Here is a 25,595-nt window from a genome sequence, read left to right on the forward strand (position 1 = left end):
AACCGCGTCACCATGTTTTTCCGCCCAGGACCGATCTCCATGTCCAACCTTATTGATCTGCGCAGCGCCAGGGAACGCGAGCAACGCCTCTATGACGCCGCGCTGGACGCGGCCGAACAGTGCATCGCCGACAAGGGTGTCGGCGCGACCACCTTCGAACTGATCGCCCAGACCAGCGACGTCTCCTGCAGCACATTGCGCCGGCGCTTCGGCGACAGGCGCGGACTGGTGCGGGCGCTGATGGAACGCAGCTACGAGAGGTCGCTGCGCGCGATGTGGACGACCGAACGGCCGCCGCACCTGGACGCGACCGACTTCATCGCCGGCGCGCTGGAGGAATGGCTGCTATCCGAGGTCGACGAGCGCCGGCTGAGGTTCAACCTGGAAATGGACCTGGCCGCCGCGCGCGACCCCGAGCTGACCGCGTATGCGCGGCGCCTGGCCGTCTCCCTGGTCGAACACCTCGGCGACATGCTCAAGCGCCTGTTGCGCGGACACGGCAGCTGGAACGGCAGCGACCAGGAATTCCAGGCGCGGGTCTACGCGGTCGCGGCGATGTGCGCCGGCCTGCAACTGATGATGATGGGCGTGGAACTCAAGCGCATGCACCTGCAATTGATCCTCAGCGAAAGCCTGGCCGGGATGCTCAGCAGTGCGCCCGCCTCCGCGTAGCGGCCACCGGGCCAGCGCTTCGCTTGCCGCTGGCCTACCGCGACCGGCCGCTTGCCGCTGCAGTACCTCGCATTGCCGCCGAGCGCGTCAGCCAAGCGGCCGCGACAGCAGCAACAGGCACAGCGCCAGCATGAACACCGCGATGCATGCATCCAGCACCCGCCATGCGTTGGGCTTGCGGAACACCGGCTGCAGCAATCGCGCGCCATAGCCCAGGCTGCAGAACCAGGCCACGCTCGCCAGGCAGGCGCCGAACGCGAACGCCCAGCGCAGCGCTCCCGGATAGCGGGTGGACAGGCTGCCGAGCAGGATCATCGTGTCGAGATACACGTGCGGGTTGAGAAAGGTAAAAGCCAGGCAGGTCAGCAGGATGCGGCGCCAACTCGCCGGCTCCTCGCCCTGCGCCTTCAATGCGCCGGCACCGCGCCATACGCGCTGCGCCGCCATCAGGCCATAGACGCCAAGGAAGGCCGCGCCTGCGTAGCGCAACACCTGCAGCAGTGCCGGCCATTGCTGCGCCAGCGCACCGATGCCGGCGACCCCGAGCACGATCAGCGCGATATCCCCGAAGGCGCAGACCACCACCACCACGCCTACATGCTGCCGCTGCAACCCCTGGCGCAGGACGAACGCGTTCTGCGCGCCGATCGCGATGATCAAGCCGGCGCTGGCGACGAAGCCGGCAAGCGATGCTTCGAGCAACATGGGGATGTCCAAGACTGCGGAAAGCGCATGCTGGCCCTGGCCACGGCATTAGCCAAGCTAAATATTCTGTAGCCTATGAAGAAATTCTAATCGGCCAGGCGCATGGACCTGCTGCATCCACAACTGTCTGCCTTCGCCGCCGTGCTCGACGAAGGCAGCTTCGAGGCGGCCGCGCGCCGGCTTTCGCTGACCCCTTCGGCGATCTCGCAACGGATCAAGGCGCTCGAGGACCGCCTGGGGCAGGTGCTGGTGGTGCGCCAGGCGCCGTGCCGGCCGACGCCTGCGGGAGAAGCGCTGCTGCGCCGGGTGCGGCCGATGCAGGCGCTGGAGGCCGAGGCGCTGGCCGACTTCGTGCCGAGCGCGGCCACCGCGGGACCCGCGCGCAGCATCGCGATCGCGGTCAACGACGACTCGCTGCAGACCTGGTTCCTCGCCGCACTGTCAGCCCTGCACGATGCGCACGGTTTTCTGTTCGACGTGCACGTGGACGACCAGGACCACACCCTGGAACTGCTGCGCAACGGCACCGTGCTTGGCGCGGTCACCTCCGCGAGCAAGCCGCTGCAGGGCTGCAACGTCCATCCCCTGGGCGCCATGCGCTACTACGCGATCGCCTCGCCGGCATTCGTCGCCCGCCACTTCGCCGCCGGATTCGGCGCCGCGGCACTGGCGCAGGCGCCGATGATGGTGTTCAACCGCAAGGACGCGCTGCAGGCGCGCTTCGTACGGCGCATCACCCGCACCCGCCTCGCCCCTCCCATCCACTACCTGCCGACCTCCACCGGCTTCGTCGAAGCCGCCGCACGCGGTCTCGGATGGTGCCTCGCCCCCGAGCAGATGCTCGCGTCCGGATTGCGCGAGAAGCAGATCGTGATCATCGATCCGCAGCGCTGGCTCGACGTTCCGCTCTACTGGCAACACGCGGCGGTGCGCTCGAGCGCCTTGCAGCACATCGGCCAGGCACTGCGCACGGCGGCATCGAGCATGCAGGGCGGCCGGCAACGCGCTTGAGCGCGGCGTGCTCAGTCGCTGCGCTTGTCGCGACGGAAGCCGCTCCCTTTGACTTGCGATCAGGTGCACGGCGGCAGAAGCTACAGTCCCGACAGCCGCGTGCAGGTTTGTTCGACGCGTAAGCAGCGACGCAGTTCCCGCGGCAACCGCAACGATGCGTGCTCGCCCGCACCGCCAGATTTTCTGGCGTGCTTTCAGCAAGCGGTGACGAGACCAGCGAAGGCGACGCTCGGATCGCTGATCGAAGTGGTGGGCCGTGATGGATTCGAACCATCGACCAAAAGATTAAAAGTCTTCTGCTCTACCGACTGAGCTAACGGCCCAAAACAATGCCCCGGCATTGCGCCGGGGTGCGTATTCTACCCCAGCCCCGGGTCAACGCGAAATCAGGCGTAGCGGGTCGGGTCGGCCACGCCGGCGTCGGCGAAGCCGGCGGCGCGCAGGCGGCAGGCGTCGCAGTGGCCGCAGGCGCGGCCGGCGGCATCGGCGCGGTAGCAGGACACGGTCAGGCCGAAGTCCACGCCCAGACGCACGCCCTCGCGCACGATGTCGGCCTTGCTCAGGCGCTGCAGCGGCGCGTGCACGCGCAGGCCGGCGCCTTCCACGCCGGCCTTGGTCGCCAGGTTGGCCAGGGTCTGGAAGGCGTCGATGAACTCGGGGCGGCAGTCCGGATAGCCGGAATAGTCCACGGCGTTGACGCCGCAGAAGATGTCCGCCGCGCCCAGCACCTCGGCCCAGCCCAGCGCCACCGACAGCATGATGGTGTTGCGCGCCGGCACGTAGGTGACCGGGATGCCCTCGCCGCCCGCGTCCGGCACCTCGATGTCGTCGGTCAGTGCGGAGCCGCCGATGCTGCGCAGGTCGACGTTGACGGTCTTGTGCGCCACCGCGCCGAGCGCGTCGGCCACGCGCGTGGCCGCGTCCAGCTCGGACGTATGCCGCTGTCCATAGCTCACGCTCAACGCATGCACGGCATAGCCCTGCTCGCGGGCGATGGCGACGACGACGGCGGAATCCATGCCACCGGAGAGTAGGACGACGGCGTTTTTCATTGTGGGGCCGGGATTGGGGATTGGAAATTGGGGATTCGCAAAAGCTACAGCACGCCATCGGACATCGGAGGGAGCTTCTACGAATCCCCAATCCCGAGTGCCCAATCTCGGCCTCTCACCGCCCCGGCTCGTCGTTCCACAGCAGCTTGTGCAACTGCATCTGGAAGCGGACCGGCAAGCGGTCGGCGACGATCCAGTCGGCTAGGTCGCGCGGGGGCAGTTCGCTTTTGCTCGGCGAGAACCAGACGGTGCAGCGCTCATGCAGGCGATGTTCGGCGACGAGCGCGCGCGCCCAGTCGTAGTCGGCGCGGCCGCACAGCACGAACTTGATCTGGTCGCGCGCGGTCAGCAGCGGCAGGTTGTCCCAGCGGTTGCGGTGCGCTTCCTGCGAGGCCGGGGTCTTGATGTCGAGCACCCGCGACACGCGAGGGTCCACCTCGGCGATGTCGAGCGCACCGGAGGTTTCCAGCGACACGTCGTAACCGGCGTCGCACAGTTGCTCGAGCAGGCGCAGGCAGCGCTTCTGCGCCAGCGGCTCGCCACCGGTCACGCAGACATGGCGCACGCCATGCCGCGCCACTTCGGCCAGGATCGCATCGATGTCCCACCACTGCCCGCCGTGGAAGGCGTAGGCGGTGTCGCAGTAGCTGCAGCGCAGCGGGCAACCGGTCAAACGCACGAACACGGTCGGCCAGCCGGCGCTGTCGGCCTCGCCCTGCAGCGACAGGAAGATCTCCGTCAGCTTCAGGCGCGGCAGCGGGCTTTGTACGATATCGCTGGGAACGGCGGCCATGGCGGGAAAGTATGCCCCCGCGACGATGGCGGCAGCGTTCGGGGCTCAGCGCAGCTGCTGGCCGATGCGGATCGACTGCAGGCGGTCCTGCGCGGTGCGCGCGGCATCCGATCCCGGATACTGGCTGATCACCTGCTGCAGGGTCTGCTCGGCTTCCTGCGCATGGCCTTCGCCGTACTGCGACAGGCCAAGCTTGAGCAGGGCGCCGGACGCCTTGTCGTGGGTCGGATAGCGGCCGATCAGGTCGCGGAACTGCGCCTCGGCCAGCGGGAAATTCTTGGTGGCGTAATAACTCTCGCCCAGCCAGTACAAGGCGTTGGGGGCGTAGACGCCGTTCGGGTACAGCTCGAGAAAGCTCTGGAACAGGTTGGCCGAGTCGGCGTACTTGCCGGCCTTCAGTGCGTCGAACGCGACGTTGTAGCTGGTGCGCTCGTCGCCGGTGGCGCTCAGCGTGCCGGCATCGCCATGCACCGACGGCGGCCGTTCGGAAACGGCGGCAGCCGGCCTGGCAGGCGGTGCGGAAGCGGCCGGTGCGGCACCGCCAGCCGGCGGCAACGGCGGCATGGCGCCACCCTCGAGCCGGTTCAGGCGACCGTCCAGGTCCAGATACTGGTCCTTGACGCGCTGCTTGAGTTGTTCGTTGTCGTGCTGCAATTGCTCGATCGTGGCTTGCAGCGACTGCATCTGCGTCCGCAGCTGGTTGAGCTGGTTCAGCATGTCGGTGTTGGCCTGGGTGTTCATCGCCTGCTGCTCGAGCACGGTCACCCGGTCGGCCAAGCTGGCGCGTTGCGCATGAGCCGGCGCGGCGGCCACCAGGGCCGCCGCGACGATCATCGATGTAAGGACACCGATACGCATCTATTACTGAGCCGTGTAGACGATCTCGACGCGGCGGTTCTGCGACCAGCAGGACTCGCCCGACTCGGTGCAGACCGGACGCTCTTCGCCGTAGCTGACGACGGTCAGCTGCGCAGCCGAACCGCCGGCAGCCTGCAGCGCCGAAGACACGGCGTTGCCACGACGCTCGCCCAGGCCCATGTTGTACTCGCGCGAACCGCGCTCGTCGGCATTGCCCTGCAGGGTGATGCGCGAGGACGGACGGTCACGCAGGTACTTGGCGTGGCAGGCCATGATCGCCTGGAACTCCGGCTTCAGCGAGTCCTGGTCCAGATCGAAGTAGACCACGCGCTGGCGCAGGCAGGCGTCGGTGTCCAGGTCGCCCGGGCCGTACAGGCCGGAGGTCGACGGACCGGTCGGGGTGGTGGAACCGGTGGTGCCGGTGGTGTCGGTCGGGGGAACTTCCTTGACCTTCTTGGAGCAGCCGGCCAGAGCTGCGACGGACAAAAGCGAAACAAGCAGAACGCGGGTGGTCTTGTTCATGGGGATACCTATATGGCTCCTGAGCCGAAAAGGGGTTCAACGCAGCGAAATATTAACATCAAACTTACGTTGTCAACGCGCCGTCCGATACGGGGACCACGACGGCTCGCGCACGTCGCCATCGGCCAGGACCAGGCGCTGGCGCACGCGCGCATCGGCCGAAACCGCGTAAAGCACCCCTCGTCCGCCTTCGCGGGCGGCGTACAGGACCATGCTGGCGTTGGGCGCGAAGCTCGGCGACTCGTCCAGCGAACCCGTAGACAACGTGTTCCAGCGCGGCGAACCCAGGCTGCGGTCCATCATCGCGATCTTGTAGGTGTTGCCGCTGCCCTGGGCGACGGCGATCTTGTTGCCGTCGAAGGAGACGCTGGCGGTGGCGTTGTAGTTGCCCTGGAAGGTCACCCGGCTGGCGCTGCCGCCGCTCGCCGCCACCTGGTAGATCTGCGGGCGGCCGCCGCGATCGGAGGTGAAATAGATGGTGCTGCCGTCCGGCGCCCAGGTCGGCTCGGTGTCGATGCCGAAGTGGTTGGTCAGCTGGGTCAGCTGCTTGCTGCCCAGGTCCATCACGTAGATCTCCGGGTTGCCGCTGCGCGACAGCGCCAGCGCCAGCTTGCGGCCATCCGGGGAGAATGCGGGCGCGCCGTTGATGCCGCGGAAGCTGGACACCAGCTGGCGGGCGCCGGTGGCGATGTCCTGGATGTAGATCGAGGAGTTGCCGCGCTCGAAGCTCACGTAGGCCAGCTTCTTGCCGTCCGGGCTCCAGTTCGGCGACAGCAGCGGCTCGGCCGAGCGCACGATGGTCTGCGGGTTGTAGCCGTCCGAGTCGGCGACCATCAACGCATAGCGCATCGCGCCGCCCTTGCCGCTGGCGGTGACGTAGGCGATGCGGGTCCAGAACGCGCCGCGCACGCCGGTGATCTTCTCGTAGATCGCATCGGCCATCTGGTGCGCCACGTCGCGCATCGCGCTGGCGCGCGCGGTCATCGCCAGGCCGAGCATGCGCTCGCCCTTGGCCACGTCGAACAGCTCGTACTCGACCCGGTAGGTGCCCTCGCCGGCGTCCATCACCCGGCCGGCGACCAGGTAATCCTGCTTCAGCGCGCGCCAGGTGGCGTACTGGACTTCGCTGCCGCGGGTCGGGCGCTCGACGATCTGCGCCTCGGGCAGGTTGCGGAACTGGCCGGACCGGTCCAGGTCGGCGCGGACCACCGCGGACACGTCGGTGGACGGCGCGGCCGCCGATCCCTGGTAGGGCATCGGCACGACGGTGATCGGGGTCGCCGACGCGTTGCCGCCGACGATGTCGATTTCCAGGCCCTTGTCCTGCGCGGACGCGGCCAAGGGGAGCAACAGGGCAGTCAGGACGGCTAGCCAGCGCGGCAGTTTCTTCATGGGTCGCTCAGCAGTACTCGGGAAGGCGCAAGAGATAGCAATGCGCGGGTGAACGTATTCGCAATCATGAACCATCGGCATGTGAAGCCGATGGCAGGAGGCACCGATTATCGCCTATCGCACCGCCGCCCGGGAGTTCCGGACCTCGCCAAGCCCGGAAGCGGGGGTTTTGGCCCGTGGGGACAGGTAACGAAACTTCGCATTCCCAATCCCGAATCCCCAATCCCGGCCTCTCAGCGATCCTGCGCGGTGAAGTTGAAGGTCAGCTCGCGCGCGAACACCGATTCGAAGCCGCGATACGGCAACGGCTGCGCGCGCAGCACCGCCGCCTCGATCGAGCGGCGGCCGGCCTCGTCGTAGGGGCAGTCGGGGCTGACCCGGGCTTCCATCACCGTGCCGCCGGGGATCTGCTTGATCGAGATCTTGCACTTCTGCCCCAGCGGCACCGAATCCGGGCGCACCCACTGGCTCAGCACCGCCTGCTGGATCGCCGCGGCGTACTTGGCCGACAGGTCGGTGTTGGTGCCGTTCTGGCCGGGTGCGGCCTGCGGCGTGGACGCGGCGGTGGCCGAGGCCTGCTTGGCGCGCACGTCGGCCAGCTGGCGCAGCTTCTGCTCGGCCAGCTTGGCTTCGCGGTCGGCCTGCTCGCGCTGCTTGCGGATGTCGGCGATCTTCTTCTGCCGCTCCTCTTCCTGCTGCGCGGCCAGGCGCTGCTTCTGCTCGGCCTCCTGCTGGCGCTTCTGCTCGGTCAGGTCGATCTGCTCCTGGCGGCGCTTGGCTTCCTGCTCCTGCTTCTCTTTTTCCTGCGAGATCGCGGTGCGGCTGGCGCGGTCCTGGTCGACCTTGTCCGGCACCGGAATGAAGTCCTGCGCCTTCTGCTGCTGCTCGGTCGGCGCCTGCTGCGGCTTGGGCACGGGGATCGGCTGCGGCGGCGGCACCGTGTCGTCCTCGGCGATGTCCTTGACCGGTTCGGGCAGCGGCTCGGGCAGCGGCTTGGGCGCGTCCTGCACCGCCTTCTGCGCCGAACGCACGTCGGCGGCGGACACCACCAGCGAGGCCTCGACCATCGGCGACCCGGCCGCCGGCTCCACCTCGCGCAGCGGCGACCACCACCAGGCGAGGAAGAACAGCAGCGCCAGCAGCACGTGCACGCCCACCGCCAGGGCGATGCCGTACATCAGGCCATCGTTGTCGCCCTGGTCCAGATGCGGTCGGGTATCGGCTTCAGCGTGCATTGGTACCGGGCTGGCTCATCAGGCCCACCTTGGGAACGCCGGCCTGCTGCAGCATGACCATGGTGTCCATGACCAGCTGGTAGTTGGAATTGCCGGGCGCGGCGACGAACACCGGCACGTCCTTGTTCTGGCCGACGAAGGCCTGGATCTTGGCCTTCAGTTCCGGCGCGCCGATCTTCTCCGGCTTGCCGTCCTGCAGGGTCAGCGTATAGCGGCCCTCGGCGTCGACGGTGACGATGACCGGGTCCTTCTTGCTCTCCACCGAACGCGCGGTGGAATCGGGCAGGTCCACGTCCACGCTCAGGCTGAGCAGCGGCGCGGTGACCATGAAGATGATCAGCAGCACCAGCATCACGTCGATGTACGGCACGACGTTGATCTCGGACTTGAGCTTGCGGCGCTTGCGGCGGGAAATGGCGGCAGTCATGCGGGAATCCTGGGATCTGGGGCGGAGCGCGCGGGCGCGCTCAGTCGCCGCTGGCCTGGCGCTGCAGGATGGAGCTGAACTCTTCGGAGAAGGTCTCGAAGCGGACGGCCATGCGCTCGACCCGGGTGGTGAAGCGGTTGTACGCCCACACCGCCGGGATCGCCACGAACAGGCCGATGGCGGTCGCGAACAGCGCCTCGGAAATGCCCGGCGCCACCGCGGCGATGCCCGCCTGCTGACCGCTGTTGATCATGTCGTGCATGGTCACCATGATGCCGAACACGGTGCCGACCAGGCCCACGTAGGGCGCGGTGGAGCCGATGTTGGCGAGCAGTTCCAGGTTGCGCTCCAGGCGGTCCACTTCGCGCGCATAGGTCGCCCGCATCGCGCGCTGCGCGCCTTCCAACTGGATGCGCGCGTCGAGCTTGCGCTTGTCGCGCAGGCGGGTGAACTCGCGGAAGCCGGCCTCGAAGATCGCCTCCAGTCCGCCGACCACGCGGTTGCGGTCGGCCGCGCCGGCGTAGAGCTTGGTCAGGTCGGTGCCGGACCAGAAGCGGTTCTCGAAATCGTCGGCCTCGCGGTTGGCCTGCTTGAACACGCGCGCCTTGCGGAAAATGATCACCCAGCTGATCAGCGAGCCGAGCAGCAGCAGCAGCACGATCACCTTGACCGGCAGGCTGGCCTTGAGCATCAGGTCCAGGTAGTTGATGCCGCCGTGGGCAGCCGTGTTGGCGACGGCCTGCGCGGCGGTCTGGGTCACGTCCTGCGGCAGCGCCTCCACCACCGTGTCCTGCAAGGCCAGGAGCAATGCGATCATCCGTCGTTCCTCAGTAATTCTGTTTCAGTGATTTCGAGAACTTTCAATGCGTCGTACAGCGCGTCGTCCATGCCGCGCGGGCGGAAGCTGCCGGCGCCCAGCACCGCCACCTTCACCTGCGCGCGCAACAGCAACTCGCCGTCGCGGTGGATCGACTGCGCGAACAGCAGACTGGCGCGCTTGCATTGCGACAGCGCGGCGCCGACCTGCAGCGTATCGTCGAGGCGGGCCGGGCGCAGGAAGTCGAGCTGCATCGCGCGCACCGCGAACACCAGATCGTGCTGCAGGCGCAAGCGCTCCTGTCCGTAGCCCAGCGCGCGCAACCACTCCGTGCGCGCCCGCTCCAGAAAGGCGACGTAGCGCGCATGGTAGACCACCCCACCGGCGTCGGTATCTTCCCAGTAGATGCGTGTCGGCCAACTGAATAGCTGCCGGGATTGGGGATTGGAGATTGGGGATTGGCCGGGCGACGGCGTGTCCTGATGGCCGGCAGTCAAAACAGCCCTCCCGAATCCCCAATCCCCAATCCCGAATCCCGCTTGGGCTGGAGGCCCAAGTGCAGATACGCCTTGTTGGTCGCCATGCGCCCGCGGGCGCTGCGGATCAGGTAGCCCTGCTGGATCAGGTAGGGCTCGATCACGTCTTCCAGGGTGCCGCGCTCTTCGGACAGCGAGGCGGCCAGCGACTCGACCCCGACCGGGCCGCCGTCGAAGTAGTCGATGATGGTGCGCAGCAGGCGCCGGTCGAGCTCGTCGAAGCCTTCCGGGTCGACCTTGAGCATCTGCATCGCCGCCTGCGCCACGGCCAGGTCGATGTGCCCGTCGGCGCGCACCTGGGCGAAGTCGCGGACCCGGCGCAGCAGCCGGTTGGCGATGCGCGGGGTGCCGCGCGCGCGCCGCGCGATCTCCGCGCAGCCGTCGGCGTCGCAGGCGATGCCGAGGATGCTGGAGGACCGGCGCACGATCTTGCCCAGCTCTTCCGGGGTATAGAACTCCAGCCGCTGCACGATGCCGAAGCGGTCGCGCAACGGCGCGGTCAGCAGGCCGGCGCGGGTGGTGGCGCCGATCAGGGTGAACGGCGGCAGGTCGATCTTGATCGAACGCGCGGCCGGGCCCTCGCCGATCATGATGTCGATCTGGAAGTCTTCCATCGCCGGATACAGCACTTCCTCGACCACCGGCGACAGGCGGTGGATCTCGTCGACGAACAGCACGTCGTGCGGCTGCAGGTTGGTCAGCAGCGCCGCCAGGTCGCCGGCCTTCTCGATCACCGGGCCGGAGGTCACCCGCAGGTTGACCCCCAGCTCGTTGGCGATGACGTGGCTGAGCGTGGTCTTGCCCAGCCCCGGCGGGCCGAAGATCAGCACATGGTCCATCGCCTCGCCGCGCGCCTTGGCCGCTTCGATATAGATCGACAGCTGCTCGCGCACCGGCTGCTGGCCGAGGTAGTCGGCCAGGCGCTTGGGACGGATGCTGGCCTCGACCGCATCGTCTTCGCGGGTGGCGCTGCTGGCGATGATGCGGTCCATCAGCGGGACTCGGGACTCGGGACCCGGGACCCGGCAAGCGTTCCCGCCATCGGACGGATCATCGGCAAACGGACAATGGCGCGGGCGCAGGTCGGCATCCGGCTATTGTAGGCAACTGGCAGGCGGACTGCCGCTTTTCCGGGTCCCGAGTCCCGCAACCCGAGTCCCGGCCCCACTCAGATCTCCACCTGCGCCCCCAGCTCCACCAGCCGGTTGCCCGGGATGCGGAAGAAGCCGGTGGCCGGGGCGGCGTTGCGGTGCATGACCGCGAACAGCTTGTCGCGCCAGATCGGCATGCCGCGGTTGGCGCTGGCGACGATGGTCTCGCGGCTGGCGAAGTAGGTGGTGTCCATCGGGTCGAAGTAGATGCCGCCCTGGTCGCAGGAGCGCATCAGCGCCAGCGGCACGTCGGGGGTCTCCATGAAGCCGAAGCGCACGATCACCCGGTAGAACTCGTCGCCGATGGCATCCATCTTCAGCCGCTGCCGCGCCGAGGCGTACGGCACCGGCAGGGTCTCCACGGTCAGGAACACGTTGCGCTCGTGCAGCACCTTGTTGTGCTTGAGGTTGTGCATCAGCGCATGCGGCACCACGGTCGCGTCGGCGGTCAGGAACACCGCGGTGCCCGGCACGCGCACCGGCGGCGCCAGCATCAGCCCGGGCAGGAAGCTGTCGATCTGGATGCCGTCCTTGCGGATCTCCTCGCGCAGCAGCTCGCGGCCGCGGCGCCAGGTGCGCATCATGGTGAACATCACGATGCCCAGCGCCACCGGGAACCAGGCGCCCTGCAGCAGCTTGGCGCCGTTGGCGATCAGGAACGCGGCGTCGATGACGAAGAACACCACGCACAGCGGCAGCACCCAGTTGCGCCAGCGCGGCCACAGCGCGCGCGCCACCAGCGCCAGCAGCAGGGTGTCGATCAGCATCGTCGCCGACACCGAGATGCCGTAGGCCACCGCCAGGTTGGTGGAGCTGCGGAAGATCAGCACCAGCGCGATCACCATCACCATCAGCAGCCAGTTGATGCCGGGGATGTAGATCTGGCCGATGGTGTCGTGCGAGGTGTGCTTGATCAGCATGCGCGGGATGTAGCCCAGCTGCATCGCCTGGCGCGCGATCGAGAACGCGCCGGTGATCACCGCCTGCGAGGCGATCACCGCCGCCAGCGTGGCCAGCACGATCATCGGGTACAGCGCCCAGCCGGGCACCGCCTCGAAGAACGGGTTCTTCAGCGCCGCCGGATGCTTGAGCACCAGCGCGCCCTGCCCCAGGTAGTTCAGCACCAGGCACGGCAGCACGAAGAAGTACCAGGCGTGGCGGATCGGGCGCGCGCCGAAGTGGCCCATGTCCGCGTACAGCGCCTCGCCGCCGGTCACCGCCAGCACCACCGCGCCGAGGATCCATACCCCGTGCCAGCCGTGCTCGAGGAAGAAGCGGATCGCCCACCACGGGTTGAACGCCTTCAGCACTTCCGGCGCGTCGACGATGTTCCAGATGCCGATCGCCGCCAGCGACAGGAACCACAGGCAGGTGATCGGGCCGAACACCTTGCCGACCTTCTCGGTGCCGAAGCGCTGGCCCAGGAACAGGATCACCAGCACCACCACGGTGATCGGCACGATGAAGGCGTGCAGGCCCGGCGCGGCCACCTCCAGGCCCTCGACCGCGCCCAGCACCGAGATCGCCGGGGTGATCACGCCGTCGCCGAAGAACAGCGAGGCGCCGAAGATGCCGAGGATGCCGACCACGTAGGCCGAGCGCGAGCCCTTGCGCATGGTGCGCTGGGTCAGCGCCATCAGCGCCATGATGCCGCCCTCGCCCTCGTTGTCGGCGCGCATGATGATGGTGACGTACTTCAGCGTGACCACGATCATCAGCGACCAGAACGCCAGCGACAGCACCCCGAGCACGGTGTCGTGGTCGCTGCTCAGGCCGTAGTGCGGCGAGAACGCTTCCTTGAGCGTGTACAGCGGGCTGGTGCCGATGTCGCCGAACACCACGCCGATGGCGCCGATGACCAGCGCGAAGCCGGCCTTGCCATGCGCATCGGCCGAATGGCCTGAGCCGGGGGATGGAACGGGAGTGGAGGACATGAGGGGATCAGGTTAGCGCCGCAAGGCGTGAAGAAGAGGGGTACGGCCGGCTCAGCGCAACGCGGCCTGCAGGGCCTTGCGGATCACGGTGGCGACCTCGTCGCCGTCGGCGGCGGCATCGCGCGCCATCTTCGCCGCCTCGGCCGGCTTGTAGCCGAGCTGCTGCAGCGCCACGGTGGCCTCGGACACCGCATCGGTGCCCAACTGGCCGGTGATCGGCGCGCCGCCGCTGAAGTCCGCGGCGCGGTCGCGCAGTTCCACCACCATGCGCTCGGCGGTCTTCTTGCCGATGCCGGGGATGCGGGTCAGCGCGGTGACGTCGGCGGCGGTGACCATCCGCGCGAACTCGTCCACGCTGACTCCCGACAGCACCGCCAGCGCGATCTTGGCGCCGATGCCGGTGACCCGCTGCACGTCGCGGAACAGGCGCCGCTCGCCCTCGCGCAGGAAGCCGTACAGCGACACGCTGTCCTCCTTCTGCGCGTAGTGGGTGAACAGGATCACGTCGCGACCGACGTCGGGCAGGTCGTAGAAGGTGCTCATCGGCGCCTCCAGCTCGTAGCCGACCCCGCCCACGTCGATCACCAGCCACGGCGGCTGCTTGTAGGCGAGGATCCCGCGCAGACGGCCGATCATTGGGCGCCTCGTGCGAGGCGCCGGGATTGGGGATTGGGGATTGGGGATTCGTAAAAGCGCGGCGTCCGCGCTTGCGCGCGGCCGTTTCCAATCCCCAATCCCCAATCCCGAATCCCGGCTCCACTCATTTCCTGCTCCAAGCCTGTTGCGTACTGATGCCCAGGCGCTGCGCGGTCGCGCGCACGTGGGCGTGGGTGATGGCCACCGCCAGCGCGTCGGCGGCGTCGGCCTGCAGCTTGCCGGTCAGGCTCAGCATCAGGCCGACCATATGTTGCACCTGCTGCTTCTCGGCCCCGCCCTTGCCGACGATGGCCAGCTTGATCTCCTTGGCCGCGTATTCGTGCACCGGCAGATCGCGCAGCACCACCGCGCAGATCGCCGCGCCGCGCGCGTGGCCGAGCTTGAGCGCCGCATCGGCGCTCTTGCCCATGAACACCCGCTCGATCGCCACTTCCTGCGGCTGGTATTCCTCCATCAGCGCGCCCAGCCCGTGCAGCAGGCGCTTGAGCCGCTGCGAGAAGTCGCCCTCGCCGAGCAGTAGCAACGGCGCGTGGTGCACATGGGTGGTGCGGCCGGCGGCGTCGACGTCGATGATGCCCACGCCGGTGCGCTGCGAGCCGGGATCGATGCCGAGGATGCGGACGGCGCCGGGACCGGGGACCGGGGACCGGGGACCGGAAGCGCTCACCGGGGCGCGCATTGGAACACCTCGACGCGCCGGGCAGTGACGTACCTGTGCCTTGCGCCGTTACGGGTCCCCGGTCCCCGGTCCCCGGTCCCGCGCCTCAGTTCACGCATAACCGCCCAGATCGGCGTTGGAATAGACCGCCTGCACATCGTCCAGGTCTTCCAGCATGTCCAGCAGCTTGCGCACCTGCAGCGCGGTGTCGCCCTCCACCGCGATGTCGTTGTCGGCGCGGAAGCTGATCTCGGCATGGTCGGCGGCCAGGCCGGCCGCCTGCATCGCGTCCTTGACCGCGTGGAACGCGTCCGGCGAGGTCAGCACGTCGATCGCGCCGTCCTCCGGATAGACCACGATGTCGTCGGCGCCGGCCTCGATCGCCGCTTCGGTGATCTTTTCCTCGTCGGCGCCGGCGGCGAAGCTGAGCACGCCCAGGCGCTTGAACATGAAGGCCACCGAGCCCTCGGTGCCCATGTTGCCGCCGCACTTGCTGAAGGCATGGCGCACGTCGGCCACGGTGCGCACGCGGTTGTCGGTCAGGCAGTCGACGATCACCGCCACGCCGCCCGGTGCATAGCCCTCGTAGCGGATTTCCTCGTACTCGACCCCTTCCAGCTCGCCGGTGGCCTTCTTGATCGCGCGCTCGATCACGTCCTTGGACATGTTCGAGGCCAGGCCCTTGTCCATCGCCACGCGCAGGCGCGGGTTGTTGGACGGGTCGCCGCCGCCGGCGCGCGCGGCGACGCCGATCTCGCGGATGATCTTGGTGAAAATCTTGCCGCGCTTCGCATCGGATGCGTTCTTGCGGGCTTCGATCGAGGGGCCTCTACCCATGGGGCGTTCCGGACATCAGAAGGACAAGCGGCGGATTTTACTCGATTGCGCCGCCGCGCCCCATCCGCGGTGCCCGCGCTCAGGCGGCGAAGCGGCCATGGCGCAGGAAGGCCGCGGTCTGGAGCGCGGCCGCCGGCGAGAACAACAGGCCGCTGTGGCTGGCGCGCACCAGGCAATGGTCGTGCAGGCCGGGCACGCGGGTCTCGGCCAGGGCCACGGTGCCGTCCGATTCCGGCCCCAGCGCGGCGAAGCGGTTGCCCAGTCCCAACGCGACGCTGCCGGCGACCATGCCGACCGCGGCGCGACCGTCCCAGTGTCCGAGACCCTGCTGCAGCAAGGCCGCGCTGCGGCCCAGGGCGGCGCCGAGGCCGCGTCGCAGCAGCGCCTGCGCCACCGCGCTGCCGGCCAGCGGGGCGCCCAGGCATACCACCCGGGTCACCGGCAGCTGCGGCGCCTGGCGCAGGGCGTGCAGCGCGACCAGCCCGCCCAGGCTGTGCCCGACCAGGGCCAGCGGCCCGTGCGCGGCCAGGCGCTCGATCCGCTGCTGCAACCGCGGCACCGCCGCCTCGGCGCCGCCGAACGCGGTGGAGTAGCCGAAACTGGCGACGCGAAAACCGGCGCGACGCAGCCGCCAGGCCAGCGGCCCGAGCCAGGCGCGGCCGTTCCAGATGCCGTGCAACAGCAGCACCTGCGGCGTTGCGGCGGCAGCGGCGGCACCGATGTCCGGCTCCGGCCGCGCTGCGCACGCGCCGGCCGGCTCAGCCACAACCGAGCTTGGTGATGACATTGTCGGCGCCGACGAAGACGTTGAGCCGGTCCGGGCGCAGGTCGCGCGTGGTCGGCTGGCCCGGCGCGATCGGCCGCACCAGGCCGGCGCCGCTGTCCTTGCGCAGCCTGGCCAGGGTCGCGTCGGTCGCGACCTGGCCGACCGCCCAGGTCACCGGCTCGGCCTGGCAGCGGCCGTCGCCCTGCCCGGCCGGGCCGCCGCTGGCCGGCTGCAGCGAGGCCGATGGCGCGCACGCGGCCAGCAGCGGCAGCACGGCGGCGGCGTATTTCAGTGATCGCGGCATGGCACTCTCCTGTCGGGCCCGGAGGAGTGGCCAGTGTACTGCGCCATGTCGCCGGCCCTGCCGATCGGCTGGCCGCGCCGGCATGGCGGCCATGCGTGCCGCGCGAGGCTATGCCGAGCGCGGCAGGCGCCGCAGGATGAATTCCAGGTCGCGGGTCTGCCCGACCGGGAACTCGTAGGTGCCGACCTTCTCGAAGCCGTAGCGCGCATAGAAGCGCTGCGCGCCGAAGTTCTCCGACCACACCCCGATCCACAGCGTGCGCGGGCCGGCGTGTTCCAGCCAGGCCAGCGCGGTCTCGAACAGGCGGCTGCCCCAGCCGCTGTTCTGGTGCGAACGCAGCAGGTACAGCCGCTTCAGTTCGCCGTCGCCGGGCTGCACCTCGGCATGCGGCAGGCCGCATGGGCCGGCCGCGGCGTGGCCCACCGCCACGCCGTCGTCCTCCAGCAGCCAGATCGCGTAGTCCGGGTGCTGCAGGATCGTGCGTTGCCGCTGCGCGGTGTAGTGCTCGTCGAGGAAGCCATGCAGGTCTTGCGGCGAATACAGGTGGCCGAAGGTCTCGGTGAAGGTGGCCGCGGCCAGCGCCGCCAGCGTGGCGGCGTCGTCCGGCGTGGCCTGGCGGATCGCCAATGCCATCGCTCAGCCCTGCACCGGCTTGGCGCGCACCTGCACGTGCACTTCGGCCAGCTGCTCTTCGCTGATCGGCGACGGCGAGCCGGTCATCAGGTCCTGCGCGCCGGTGGTCTTGGGGAACGGGATGACGTCGCGGATCGAGTCGGTGCCGGCCATCAGCGCGGCGATGCGGTCGATGCCGAAGGCGATGCCGCCGTGCGGCGGCGCGCCGTACTTCAACGCGTCGAGCAGGAAGCCGAACTTGATCCGCGCTTCTTCAGCGCCGATGCCGAGCAGTTCGAACACCGCGGCCTGCATGTCGGTACGGTGGATACGGATCGAGCCGCCGCCGATCTCGTTGCCGTTGAGCACCATGTCGTAGCCGCGCGACACCGCGGTCCTGGCGTTGGCGCGCAGGTCGTCGATGTCCTCCACCGCCGGCGCGGTAAAGGGATGATGCAGGGCGACGTAGCGCTGCGCTTCCTCGTCGTACTCGAACATCGGGAAATCGGTGACCCACAGCGGGCGCCAGCCGTCGGCGATTAGGCCGAAGTCCTTGCCGGCCTTCAGCCGCAGCGCGCCCATGAAATCGGAGACCTTGCCGTAGGCGCCGGCGCCGAAGAACACGATGTCGCCGTTGCCGGCGCCGACGTGCGCGACGAGCGCGGCGAAGGCCGCTTCGCCGAAGAACTTGGCGATCGGCGATGCGATCTCGCCGTTGTCGCCGATCTTGATGTAGGCCAGGCCCTTGGCGCCGTACTTGGCGGCGTGCGCGGCGTACTCGTCGATCTGCTTGCGCGACAGGCTGGCGCCGCCTGGGATGCGCAGCGCGGCGACGCGGCCACCGGCGTCGTTGGCGGCGGCGCTGAACACCGCGAACTCGCTGTCCTTGACCAGCTCGGCCACGTCGACCAGCTCCAGCGCGATGCGCAGGTCCGGCTTGTCCGAGCCGTAGCGGCGCATCGCCTCGGCCCAGGTCATGCGCGGGAAGCTGGCGTCCAGCTCCACCTCGGCCACTTCCTTGAAGATGGCGCGGATCATCTCTTCGACGAAGTCCTGCACGTCGCGCTCGCGCACGAAGGCGAACTCCATGTCGAGCTGGGTGAACTCCAACTGGCGGTCGGCGCGCAGCGCCTCGTCGCGGAAACAGCGCGCGATCTGGTAGTAGCGGTCGAAGCCGGCCACCATCAGGATCTGCTTGAACAGCTGCGGCGACTGCGGCAGCGCGTAGAACTCGCCGGCGTGCATGCGCGCCGGCACCAGGAAGTCGCGCGCGCCTTCCGGAGTGACGTTGGCCAGGATCGGCGTCTCGATGTCCTGGAAGCCCTTGCCGTCCAGGTGCCGGCGCAGCGCCTGCACCAGCTTGATGCGGGTGCGCTGCATGCGCTGCATCTCCGGGCGGCGCAGGTCCAGGTAGCGGTACTTCAGGCGGGTTTCCTCGCCCGGGTTCTCGTGCGCATGGAACGGCAGCGGCGCGGCCTTGTTGAGCACGCTGATGCGGGTCGCGATGACCTCGACCTTGCCGCTGCGCAGCTTGTCGTTGACCGCATGCCGCGCGCGCACCACGCCTTCGACCTGCAGCACGTCCTCGTAGCCGAGCGAAGCGGCGACCGCGAACACCTCCGCGTTCTCCGGCTCCACCGTCACCTGCACGATGCCTTCGTGGTCGCGCAGGTCGATGAAGCAGACGCCGCCGAGATTGCGGGCGACATCGGTCCAGCCGGCCAGGGTGACGGTTTGGCCGATCAGGGTCTCGTCGACCAGGCCGCAGAAGTGGGTACGCATCGCAAACTCCAAGGAGGGACCGCCGCCGCAGAAGGCGCCGGCAAGCCGGATATTCTGCGGCGCGGCGCCGGCCCGGGCAAATCGCGCCGCAACTCACCTGGCCTTAAGTTTCCGTGAGGCTATAGTCCGCCCACATCCACGGGCATCGGAGGGGACCCATGTTGAAGCAGCTGAGCGGTTGGCTATTGGTGGCCGGGTTGGCCTTGGCCAGCGGGCCGGTGGCCGCGCAGAGCGCGCGCGCCTACGCGCCGGAGGACCTGCGGCAGCTGTCGGTGCCGAGCCGGGTGCGGGCGATCGAGCGCGAGTACGCCGACCAGTCGCGCGGCCGGCAGATCCCCGACGACCAGTTGGAGTTCTATCTGGACCAGATCGACCGCGGCTGGGGCTTCGGCCGCATCCAGCAGGACATCGCCACTTCGCTGCGCGGCAGCAGCGGCCAGTGGCGGCCGCAGCCCGGGTCCACCGCGCAGACCATCGCCTGCTCCAGCAGCGACCGCAAGCGCCGCCAGTGCGCGACCCCGTTCCGCGGCCGCGCGCGGCTGGTCGGCACGCTGTCGGACTCGCCGTGCATCGAGGGCCAGACCTGGGGCGCCGGTCCCGGCGTGGTGTGGGTGGACCGCGGCTGTCGCGGCCGCTTCGCCGAGGGCCGGGGCGGCTGGGGCGACGGCGGTGGCGGCGGCAACTGGGGCGGCGGCGGCAATGGCGGCGGCGCCGGTCCCGGCGGCACCATCCGCTGCGAGAGCCAGGACCAGCGGCAACGCGTGTGCAACACCGGCTGGCGCAACACGGTGCTGGTGCGGCAGCTGTCCGACACCCGCTGCATCGAGGGCCGCAGCTGGGGCCAGCGCGACGGCACGGTGTGGGTGGACGATGGCTGCCGCGGCGAATTCGCAGAAGGCCGGGGCGGTGGCGGTGGCGGCGGTTGGGGCCCGGGCCGTCCGCCGTCCGGCGGCGGCGACTACTCGGTGACCTGCAGCAGCGACGACAAGCGCCTGCGCAGCTGCGCCTGGGATCGCCGCCAGGGCCGCCCGGCGGTGATCCAGCAGCTGTCCGGCACCACCTGCGTGGAAGGCCGCAACTGGGGGTACGAGGGCAACGCGGTATGGGTCAAGGAAGGCTGCCGGGCGCGCTTCGGCGCCCGCTGATCTTCCTAGATGGAAACGCGAACGGCCCGGAGGCGACTCCGGGCCGTTCGCATTTTTGGGCGTTGGCTGCTGCTGCGGGCCTCGGGCCGCCGGTGGCAAAGGTGCCTGGCCGGGCGAGCCGCGCGACGCCGCCTACAGGCGCGCCCTCAGGTCGCGGCGGGCTTGGCCGCCGGTGCCGGCGTGGCCGCAGGCGCGGCGGCGGGCTTGGCCGCGCTGTCGGTGGAGGCCGCCGCCGCAGCCGGCTTGGTCTCGCCGCCGCTGCTGCTGCCGCTGCCGGACTCGGCCAGGTTGCGCTTCTTGTCGCCGTCCTTCTTGAAATCGGTCTCGTACCAGCCGCTGCCGGACAGCCGGAACGACGGCGCGGTCAGCTGCCGCTTGACCGCGGGCGCGCCGCACGACGGGCAGACGTCCGGATCGGGATCGGAGAGTTTCTGCAGGCGGTCGAAGCTGTGACCGCACTCGGCACATTGGAAAGCATAGATCGGCATGGCGGCAAAAACGCGAGAGGAACAGAGGCCGCCAGTATGGGGCCCGGGCGCAGGCTTTCAAGCGATGCCGTCAGCTTGGCCGCCGAGGCGGTGCCTGCCGAGGCCATAGCGGCAACGGCGGCGCCGGCCGCCAGCCCGCCTAGCCCTGTCCCACCGGGAGAGGATCTGGGGTGAAGTTACGACGCGAAGCGACTCGCTGGTTTTGGGTGCACGAGGCTTGCGCCCGTACCCTCATCCGCCCCTACGGGGCACCTTCTCCCACCGGGAGAAGGGACAGCCGAAGCCCCTCTCCCGTCGGGAGAGGGGTTGGGGTGAGGGTCCGGCGCGAAGCGACCCGCTGGGCGCACGAGGCTGCGTCCGCACCCTCATCCGCCCCTTCGGGCACCTTCCACCAAAGGGGCCGTAGCCCCGATGGGAGAAGGAGCAGCCGAGCGCGCCGCCACCGCAGAGGCATGCGCACAAGGGCCGCAAACCGACAGTCACATCCACGCAACCATGCGCCGACACCATCACGGTCCCCCACATGCAAGCGTTCACCTTTGATGAATTTTCCGAAAAGTTTCCGTGTCCCGCGGCGGACCGCGCTGGCCCTGCTGCTGTCGGCCATGGTCGCCCACGCCCAGGCCGCCAGCGACACCGGCGCTCCCGCGGCCCCCGCCGATGCTGGCGAGCAGGTCTCCACCCTGGAGCAGGTCCAGGTCGTCGGCCAGGCCACCACCTACGCCAAGACCAGCGTCAGCAAGGAAATGCTCGACCGCCAGTTCGCCATGGGCAGCGTCAACGACGTGCTCAACGAACTGCCGGGCGTGATCGTGACCGAGGCCGACGCGTTCGGCTCCTCCGACTGGGGCACGCAGATCAGCATGCGCGGCTTCGTCAGCAACCGCGACACTCAGCAGATCGGCACCACCATCGACGGCCTGCCCAACGGCGGCTCGGCCTACGGCGGCGGCGCCAAGGCCAACCGCTTCATCGATCCGCTGGACCTGGAGACGGTGGAAGTCAGCCAGGGCACCGCCGACATCGCCTCGCGCTCCAACGAGGCGCTGGGCGGCACGCTCAACTACCTGACCGGCGAGCCGCTCGATGCGCAGCGCGTGCGCGTGGCGGTGGGCATCGGCGACAACGATGCGCGCAAGTACTACGCCCGCTACGACACCGGCCTGATCGGCAGCACCAAGGCCTGGCTCAGCGCCTCGCACAGCAGCAACGACGATTGGATCGACGGCAGCGGCCACACCACTCGCGACCACCTGGCCGGCAAGTTCGACAGCGAGCTGGGCGCATGGAAACTGAGCGGCTACCTGTCCTACGACGACGCCGACGAGTCGGAATACACCAGCGTCACCCCTGAGCAGTTCGCGCGCGATCCCGAGCACGACCTGCTGACCGGCACGCTGACCGGCATTCCCTATCTGGACCAGAACTACCGTTCCGGCTCGCGCGCGCTCCGAAAGAACACCTTCGGCTACCTGCGCGGCGCGTTCGACGGCGGCAACGGCTTCAAGGCCACGTTCGCCGGCTACGCGCACCGCCTGGAAGGCCGCGGCGACTGGATCCCACCGTACCTGGTGGACGTGAGCGACGACGGCAGCGGCAATCCGGAATCGGAATACCGGGGCGGGCGCACCGTGTACGGCGGCAGCGACCTGGGCAAGATCTACTTCGTCACCCCCAGCGGCGCGGCGGCGACCATGCGCGCCGGCTGCAGCGGCAGCGCGGCGCTGCCGGCCGAGTCCGACCCGGCCTGCTACCCGGCCGGTTCGCAAGCGGTGCAGTCCTACCGCCATAGCCACTACGACAACGACCGCGCCGGGTTCACCGCCGATGCCGAATGGCGCACCGCGCTGGGCGCGATCGACAACACCGTGCGCGCCGGCGTGTGGTTGGAGAAGTACCAGCGCAGCGTCACCCGCGACTGGCACCGGCTGCTCAACGTCGGCACCAACATCGCCTTCGACCACAGCCCGTACTGGGTGCAGTTCAAGGACCGCTACGACACCGACGAGCGCATGTACTACGTCGAGGACCTGATGCGCTACGGCGATTTCGCCTGGCGCGTGGGCGTCAAGCAGTTCTTCGTCGACCAGACCCGCGACCGCCGCATCGGCGACAGCCAGCACGCCGCATCGGACGCGCATTCCGATCCGCTGTTCTCCGCCGGCCTGACCTGGACCACGCCGGTCAAGGGCCTGGAAGCCTTCGCCGGCTACTCGCAGAACTTCGCCGCGATCCCCTCCGGCGTGCTCGGCGAGACCGACCCGGTGGCGCTGAGCCGGGTCAAGCCGGAAACCGCCGACAACGTCGAATTGGGCCTGCGCATCAGCCGCTGGCCGCTGACCGGCAGCGTCACCGTGTACGACATCCGTTTCGACAACCGCATCGTCTACGTGCCGGCCAACTTCGTCGACGGCATCGACTACCTGGGCGAGACCGACGGCGTCTACGAGAACTTCGGCGGCGTGCACGCGCGCGGCTTGGAAGCGGCGCTGGGCTACGGCTGGGACAACGGCTGGCGGATCAACGGCGCCTACACCTTCAACAAGGCGACCTACCTGGGCAGCGGCGACGCGGCGCGCGACACGGCGCTGGAGATCACCCCCGGCTCGCAGGTGATCGGCCAGCCGCGCAACACCCTGGTCGCCTCGGCCGACTGGCAGGGCCAGGCCTGGGCGTTCGGCATCTCCGGGCGCTACCTGGGCAAGCGTTACCTGGATGCGTCCAACAGCGCCAGCCTGGACGGCGTCACCACCTTCGACGCGCACCTGGGCCTGAGCCTGTCGCAGCTGTCGGCGCAGCTGCAGGGCGTGAAGCTGGACCTCAACGTCAGCAACCTCACCAACAAGCGCTACCTGGAAGGCGTGGACGGCAGCGACAGCGCCTTCATCGCCGCACCGCGCACGGTCGGCCTGACCCTGACGCTGGATCTGTAATCGCGCAGCCCGCATGCTGCGCCCTCGCCGGCGGCGCGATGCCGCCGGCGAGCCCTCTTCGTTCCGTCCTGCCGGTGCCCGTGCCATGACCGATCTTCCCCGCCGCCGCCTGCTGCAGGCCGGCGTCGCCGGTGCCGCCGCGGCGCTGCTGCCGCCCAGCATCGCCCGCGCCGCGGCGATCGCGCCGGACGTACGCAGCGGCACCCTGCAGGACCTGCAGCACGTGGTGATCCTGATGCAGGAGAACCGCGCCTTCGACCACTACTTCGGCAGCTTTCCCGGCGCGCGCGGCTTCGGCGACCGCTTCCCGATCCCGGCGCCGCCGCTGCCCGAGGCGGCACGGCGCAGCGTCTGGCTGCAGCCCAGCGCGGACGGCAGCCGGCTGCTGGCGCCGTTCCCGCTGCACACCGCGCGCGACTTCGCCACCATGCGCGTGCAAGGCACGCCGCACACCTGGCCCAACGCGCAGCAGGCCTGGGACCACGGCCGCATGGGCCACTGGACCGCGGCCAAGCGCGACCATGCGCTGGCCCATTACGAACGCGCCGACCTGCCGTTCCAGTTCGCGCTGGCCGAGGCCTTCACCCTGTGCGACGCCTACCACTGCGCGATCCAGGCCGGCACCAATCCCAACCGGGTGTTCCTGTGGACCGGCCACAACGATGCGCATGCGCACGCCGGCGGGCCGGTGATCGCCAACTCGCACGACAACTTCCCCGAACTGGGCGGACATGCGCAGGACTACCGCTGGCCCAGCTACGTCGAGGCGCTGCAGCGCGCCGGCGTGTCCTGGCAGATCTACCAGGACATGGCCGACAACTTCACCGACAACCCGCTGGCCGGCTTCGCGCCGTTCCGCGCGGCCTGGCGCGGCGCGCCTGGCCACGATCCGCAGCTGCGCGAACGCGGGGTCGGCACGCGCACGCTGGCGCAGTTGCGCGAGGACGTGCTCGCCGCGCGGCTGCCGGCGGTGAGTTTCATCATCGCCGACGCCGCCGGCAGCGAGCATCCCGATCCGTCCAGTCCCGCGCAGGGCGCGGCCTACACCGCGCGCGTGCTCGACGCGCTGACCGCCGATCCGCAGGTCTGGTCGCGCACCGCGCTGCTGCTGATGTTCGACGAGAACGACGGCTTCTTCGACCACGTGCCGCCGCCGGCGCCGCCCTCGCCCGATCCGGCCGCCACCGGCGGCTGGGCCGGCGCTTCGACGGTCAGCACCGACGGCGAATACCATCTGCATCCGGCGCCGGGCGACGAGAAGGCCGACCTGCCGGAATTGCGCGGCCGGCCCTATGGCCTGGGCCCACGGGTGCCGCTGTACGTGATCTCGCCGTGGAGCCGCGGCGGCTGGATCGACTCGCAGGTCTACGACCACACCTCGGTGCTGCGCCTGCTGGAACGCCGCTTCGGCGTCGCCGCGAGCGGACTGACGCCATGGCGCCGCGCGGTCTGCGGCGACCTGCTCGACGCCTTCGATTTCCGCCAGGCCGATACGCGCCCGTTCGTCGCCGCGCTGCCCGATGTGAGCGCCGCCGCGGCGCGCGCGGCCGCCCTGCGCGAGCATGCGCTGCCGCCGCTGCCGGCCACCGTGCAGGCGCCGCAACAGCCGTTCGGCGTGCGCCGCTCGCGCGCATTGCCGTATCGCCCCACGGTGCAGTTCGAACACGTGGACGCGCGCGGCGAAGTGCGGCTGCGGATGGCCAATGCCGGCGCGGCCGCGGTGCTGCACGTCTACGACCGCTACGACCTGGCGGCGATTCCGCGGCGCTACACGGTCGGCGGCGGCGCGACGCTGGACGCCACCTGGACCACCTACGACGGCCGCTACGACCTGTGGCTGCTCGGCCCCAACGGCTTCCACCGCCACTACCGCGGCGACCTCGACGCACCGCTGCTGCAGGCCGAGATCGCGCAGGACGCGGACGATCCGCAGGCGCTGTGCCTGCTGCTGCGCAATCCCGGCAACAGCGCCCTGCACGTGCAACTGCAGCCGGGCGCCTACGCGCAGGCGCAACCGCACGACCGCCTGAGCCTGGCCCCGGGCGCGCAGCGGCGGCTCGCCTGGAAAGCGGCGCCCACCGGCGGCTGGTACGACCTGTGGCTGGTGCAGGACCGCGCGCGCCAGCGTCTGGCCGGGCGCGTGGAAACCGGCAAGGCCAGCGTCAGCGATCCGGCCATGGGCGGGCCGGCGCAGCTGCACCAGAGCGAGGTGGCCGAGATCGCCGCGCCCGGTTGAGCGCCCCGCCTTCGCTCGGAGAGGCCGCGATGGCGAAGCCCGGACGGCCACCGCTTGTCGCCGAAGCCCATC

General features: G+C 69.5%; 25 protein-coding genes and 1 tRNA gene. 5 read left to right on the forward strand and 21 right to left on the reverse strand.

Features of this window, described 5'->3' with window-relative positions:
• Positions 1 to 39: 39 nt before the first annotated feature.
• The gene (locus NUG20_RS15800; protein WP_263395385.1) at positions 40 to 672 is read left to right on the forward strand and encodes a TetR/AcrR family transcriptional regulator; all 633 of its coding nucleotides are present in this window, start codon (positions 40 to 42) and stop codon (positions 670 to 672) included.
• A gap of 87 nt (positions 673 to 759) precedes the next feature.
• Here the strand turns inward: NUG20_RS15800 and NUG20_RS15805 are convergent, their stop codons facing one another.
• Positions 760 to 1,377: a LysE/ArgO family amino acid transporter gene (locus NUG20_RS15805; protein ID WP_263395386.1), complete on the reverse strand. Its 618-nt coding sequence runs from the start codon at positions 1,375 to 1,377 to the stop codon at positions 760 to 762.
• 102 nt (positions 1,378 to 1,479) lie between these two features.
• Here NUG20_RS15805 and NUG20_RS15810 point away from each other — a divergent pair, with 102 nt between their 5' ends.
• Positions 1,480 to 2,388, forward strand: a complete 909-nt coding sequence (locus NUG20_RS15810; RefSeq protein WP_263395387.1) for a LysR family transcriptional regulator ArgP — start codon at positions 1,480 to 1,482, stop codon at positions 2,386 to 2,388.
• Between the two features lie 247 nt (positions 2,389 to 2,635).
• Here NUG20_RS15810 and NUG20_RS15815 read toward each other — a convergent pair.
• The 19 genes from NUG20_RS15815 to aspS all read right to left on the reverse strand — a co-directional run bounded on the left by NUG20_RS15815 (position 2,636) and on the right by aspS (position 18,721).
• Positions 2,636 to 2,711: transfer RNA gene (locus tag NUG20_RS15815), tRNA-Lys, on the reverse strand.
• Between the two features lie 63 nt (positions 2,712 to 2,774).
• Positions 2,775 to 3,440, reverse strand: a complete 666-nt coding sequence (queC, locus tag NUG20_RS15820) for a 7-cyano-7-deazaguanine synthase QueC (RefSeq protein ID WP_263395388.1) — start codon at positions 3,438 to 3,440, stop codon at positions 2,775 to 2,777.
• A 115-nt stretch (positions 3,441 to 3,555) separates the two neighbouring features.
• Positions 3,556 to 4,233 carry a 7-carboxy-7-deazaguanine synthase QueE gene (queE, locus tag NUG20_RS15825; RefSeq protein ID WP_263395389.1) on the reverse strand — a complete coding sequence of 226 codons (678 nt, stop codon included), beginning with the start codon at positions 4,231 to 4,233 and terminating at the stop codon, positions 3,556 to 3,558.
• 45 nt (positions 4,234 to 4,278) lie between these two features.
• A complete protein-coding gene (ybgF, locus tag NUG20_RS15830) occupies positions 4,279 to 5,091 on the reverse strand; it encodes a tol-pal system protein YbgF (protein WP_263395390.1) in 813 nt (270 codons plus the stop codon).
• 3 nt (positions 5,092 to 5,094) lie between these two features.
• The gene (gene pal, locus NUG20_RS15835; protein WP_263112686.1) at positions 5,095 to 5,613 is read right to left on the reverse strand and encodes a peptidoglycan-associated lipoprotein Pal; all 519 of its coding nucleotides are present in this window, start codon (positions 5,611 to 5,613) and stop codon (positions 5,095 to 5,097) included.
• 72 nt (positions 5,614 to 5,685) lie between these two features.
• On the reverse strand, positions 5,686 to 7,005 hold the full coding sequence (gene tolB / locus NUG20_RS15840; protein ID WP_263395391.1) for a Tol-Pal system beta propeller repeat protein TolB: 1,320 nt from the start codon (positions 7,003 to 7,005) through the stop codon (positions 5,686 to 5,688).
• A gap of 233 nt (positions 7,006 to 7,238) precedes the next feature.
• Entirely contained in the window at positions 7,239 to 8,240 is a 1,002-nt protein-coding gene (gene tolA / locus NUG20_RS15845) for a cell envelope integrity protein TolA (protein WP_263395392.1), read from the reverse strand.
• Positions 8,230 to 8,667 (reverse strand): protein TolR, encoded by a 438-nt coding sequence (gene tolR, locus NUG20_RS15850; RefSeq protein WP_263395393.1) that lies wholly within the window; start codon positions 8,665 to 8,667, stop codon positions 8,230 to 8,232. The genes tolA and tolR overlap by 11 nt, the downstream gene beginning before the upstream one ends.
• Before the next feature lie 40 nt (positions 8,668 to 8,707).
• Entirely contained in the window at positions 8,708 to 9,484 is a 777-nt protein-coding gene (tolQ, locus tag NUG20_RS15855) for a protein TolQ (protein ID WP_263395394.1), read from the reverse strand.
• Positions 9,481 to 9,981: a tol-pal system-associated acyl-CoA thioesterase gene (gene ybgC / locus NUG20_RS15860; protein WP_263395395.1), complete on the reverse strand. Its 501-nt coding sequence runs from the start codon at positions 9,979 to 9,981 to the stop codon at positions 9,481 to 9,483. The genes tolQ and ybgC overlap by 4 nt, the downstream gene beginning before the upstream one ends.
• Complete coding sequence (gene ruvB / locus NUG20_RS15865; protein ID WP_263395396.1) at positions 9,978 to 11,012, reverse strand: Holliday junction branch migration DNA helicase RuvB; 1,035 nt, start codon at positions 11,010 to 11,012, stop codon at positions 9,978 to 9,980. Before ruvB ends, ybgC begins: the two co-directional genes overlap by 4 nt.
• A 176-nt stretch (positions 11,013 to 11,188) precedes the next feature.
• On the reverse strand, positions 11,189 to 13,105 hold the full coding sequence (locus NUG20_RS15870) for a potassium transporter Kup (RefSeq protein WP_263395397.1): 1,917 nt from the start codon (positions 13,103 to 13,105) through the stop codon (positions 11,189 to 11,191).
• A gap of 51 nt (positions 13,106 to 13,156) precedes the next feature.
• Positions 13,157 to 13,741 carry a Holliday junction branch migration protein RuvA gene (ruvA, locus tag NUG20_RS15875; protein ID WP_263395398.1) on the reverse strand — a complete coding sequence of 195 codons (585 nt, stop codon included), beginning with the start codon at positions 13,739 to 13,741 and terminating at the stop codon, positions 13,157 to 13,159.
• Between the two features lie 124 nt (positions 13,742 to 13,865).
• A complete protein-coding gene (gene ruvC, locus NUG20_RS15880) occupies positions 13,866 to 14,429 on the reverse strand; it encodes a crossover junction endodeoxyribonuclease RuvC (protein ID WP_263395399.1) in 564 nt (187 codons plus the stop codon).
• Positions 14,430 to 14,531: 102 nt separating this feature from the next.
• Positions 14,532 to 15,257: a YebC/PmpR family DNA-binding transcriptional regulator gene (locus tag NUG20_RS15885; RefSeq protein WP_263395400.1), complete on the reverse strand. Its 726-nt coding sequence runs from the start codon at positions 15,255 to 15,257 to the stop codon at positions 14,532 to 14,534.
• Positions 15,258 to 15,336: 79 nt separating this feature from the next.
• Positions 15,337 to 15,942: an esterase/lipase family protein gene (locus NUG20_RS15890; RefSeq protein ID WP_317852751.1), complete on the reverse strand. Its 606-nt coding sequence runs from the start codon at positions 15,940 to 15,942 to the stop codon at positions 15,337 to 15,339.
• A 73-nt stretch (positions 15,943 to 16,015) separates the two neighbouring features.
• The gene (locus tag NUG20_RS15895) at positions 16,016 to 16,327 is read right to left on the reverse strand and encodes an I78 family peptidase inhibitor (RefSeq protein WP_263395401.1); all 312 of its coding nucleotides are present in this window, start codon (positions 16,325 to 16,327) and stop codon (positions 16,016 to 16,018) included.
• 108 nt (positions 16,328 to 16,435) lie between these two features.
• Positions 16,436 to 16,960, reverse strand: coding sequence for a GNAT family N-acetyltransferase (locus NUG20_RS15900; protein ID WP_263395402.1), 525 nt, complete (start codon positions 16,958 to 16,960; stop codon positions 16,436 to 16,438).
• 3 nt (positions 16,961 to 16,963) lie between these two features.
• Positions 16,964 to 18,721, reverse strand: a complete 1,758-nt coding sequence (gene aspS, locus NUG20_RS15905; protein ID WP_263395403.1) for an aspartate--tRNA ligase — start codon at positions 18,719 to 18,721, stop codon at positions 16,964 to 16,966.
• Positions 18,722 to 18,879: 158 nt separating this feature from the next.
• On the opposite strand from aspS, the gene NUG20_RS15910 reads away from it, so the two are divergent.
• On the forward strand, positions 18,880 to 19,866 hold the full coding sequence (locus tag NUG20_RS15910; protein WP_263395404.1) for a DUF3011 domain-containing protein: 987 nt from the start codon (positions 18,880 to 18,882) through the stop codon (positions 19,864 to 19,866).
• 146 nt (positions 19,867 to 20,012) lie between these two features.
• Here NUG20_RS15910 and NUG20_RS15915 read toward each other — a convergent pair whose 3' ends face one another.
• The gene (locus tag NUG20_RS15915) at positions 20,013 to 20,354 is read right to left on the reverse strand and encodes an FmdB family zinc ribbon protein (protein ID WP_263395405.1); all 342 of its coding nucleotides are present in this window, start codon (positions 20,352 to 20,354) and stop codon (positions 20,013 to 20,015) included.
• 542 nt (positions 20,355 to 20,896) lie between these two features.
• Here NUG20_RS15915 and NUG20_RS15920 point away from each other — a divergent pair.
• Entirely contained in the window at positions 20,897 to 23,287 is a 2,391-nt protein-coding gene (locus NUG20_RS15920) for a TonB-dependent receptor domain-containing protein (protein ID WP_263395406.1), read from the forward strand.
• Between the two features lie 85 nt (positions 23,288 to 23,372).
• On the forward strand, positions 23,373 to 25,523 hold the full coding sequence (locus NUG20_RS15925) for a phosphocholine-specific phospholipase C (RefSeq protein WP_263395407.1): 2,151 nt from the start codon (positions 23,373 to 23,375) through the stop codon (positions 25,521 to 25,523).
• The last annotated feature ends 72 nt before the right edge of the window (positions 25,524 to 25,595 follow it).

Source organism: Xanthomonas sp. CFBP 8443 (genome assembly GCF_025666195.1).
Lineage (GTDB): Bacteria > Pseudomonadota > Gammaproteobacteria > Xanthomonadales > Xanthomonadaceae > Xanthomonas_A.

Coding starts and splice junctions, on each gene's coding strand:
- NUG20_RS15910 (WP_263395404.1), top strand. CDS start 18,880: ATGTTGAAGCAGCTGAGCGGTTGGCTATTGGTGGCCGGGTTGGCCTTG.
- NUG20_RS15915 (WP_263395405.1), bottom strand. CDS start 20,354: ATGCCGATCTATGCTTTCCAATGTGCCGAGTGCGGTCACAGCTTCGAC.
- aspS (WP_263395403.1), bottom strand. CDS start 18,721: ATGCGTACCCACTTCTGCGGCCTGGTCGACGAGACCCTGATCGGCCAA.
- NUG20_RS15925 (WP_263395407.1), top strand. CDS start 23,373: ATGACCGATCTTCCCCGCCGCCGCCTGCTGCAGGCCGGCGTCGCCGGT.
- NUG20_RS15885 (WP_263395400.1), bottom strand. CDS start 15,257: ATGGGTAGAGGCCCCTCGATCGAAGCCCGCAAGAACGCATCCGATGCG.
- pal (WP_263112686.1), bottom strand. CDS start 5,613: ATGAACAAGACCACCCGCGTTCTGCTTGTTTCGCTTTTGTCCGTCGCA.
- NUG20_RS15810 (WP_263395387.1), top strand. CDS start 1,480: ATGGACCTGCTGCATCCACAACTGTCTGCCTTCGCCGCCGTGCTCGAC.
- ruvB (WP_263395396.1), bottom strand. CDS start 11,012: ATGGACCGCATCATCGCCAGCAGCGCCACCCGCGAAGACGATGCGGTC.
- NUG20_RS15805 (WP_263395386.1), bottom strand. CDS start 1,377: ATGTTGCTCGAAGCATCGCTTGCCGGCTTCGTCGCCAGCGCCGGCTTG.
- queE (WP_263395389.1), bottom strand. CDS start 4,233: ATGGCCGCCGTTCCCAGCGATATCGTACAAAGCCCGCTGCCGCGCCTG.
- NUG20_RS15900 (WP_263395402.1), bottom strand. CDS start 16,960: ATGGCATTGGCGATCCGCCAGGCCACGCCGGACGACGCCGCCACGCTG.
- NUG20_RS15800 (WP_263395385.1), top strand. CDS start 40: ATGTCCAACCTTATTGATCTGCGCAGCGCCAGGGAACGCGAGCAACGC.
- ruvA (WP_263395398.1), bottom strand. CDS start 13,741: ATGATCGGCCGTCTGCGCGGGATCCTCGCCTACAAGCAGCCGCCGTGG.
- queC (WP_263395388.1), bottom strand. CDS start 3,440: ATGAAAAACGCCGTCGTCCTACTCTCCGGTGGCATGGATTCCGCCGTC.
- NUG20_RS15895 (WP_263395401.1), bottom strand. CDS start 16,327: ATGCCGCGATCACTGAAATACGCCGCCGCCGTGCTGCCGCTGCTGGCC.
- tolQ (WP_263395394.1), bottom strand. CDS start 9,484: ATGATCGCATTGCTCCTGGCCTTGCAGGACACGGTGGTGGAGGCGCTG.
- tolA (WP_263395392.1), bottom strand. CDS start 8,240: ATGCACGCTGAAGCCGATACCCGACCGCATCTGGACCAGGGCGACAAC.
- NUG20_RS15920 (WP_263395406.1), top strand. CDS start 20,897: ATGAATTTTCCGAAAAGTTTCCGTGTCCCGCGGCGGACCGCGCTGGCC.
- tolB (WP_263395391.1), bottom strand. CDS start 7,005: ATGAAGAAACTGCCGCGCTGGCTAGCCGTCCTGACTGCCCTGTTGCTC.
- ybgF (WP_263395390.1), bottom strand. CDS start 5,091: ATGCGTATCGGTGTCCTTACATCGATGATCGTCGCGGCGGCCCTGGTG.
- NUG20_RS15870 (WP_263395397.1), bottom strand. CDS start 13,105: ATGTCCTCCACTCCCGTTCCATCCCCCGGCTCAGGCCATTCGGCCGAT.
- tolR (WP_263395393.1), bottom strand. CDS start 8,667: ATGACTGCCGCCATTTCCCGCCGCAAGCGCCGCAAGCTCAAGTCCGAG.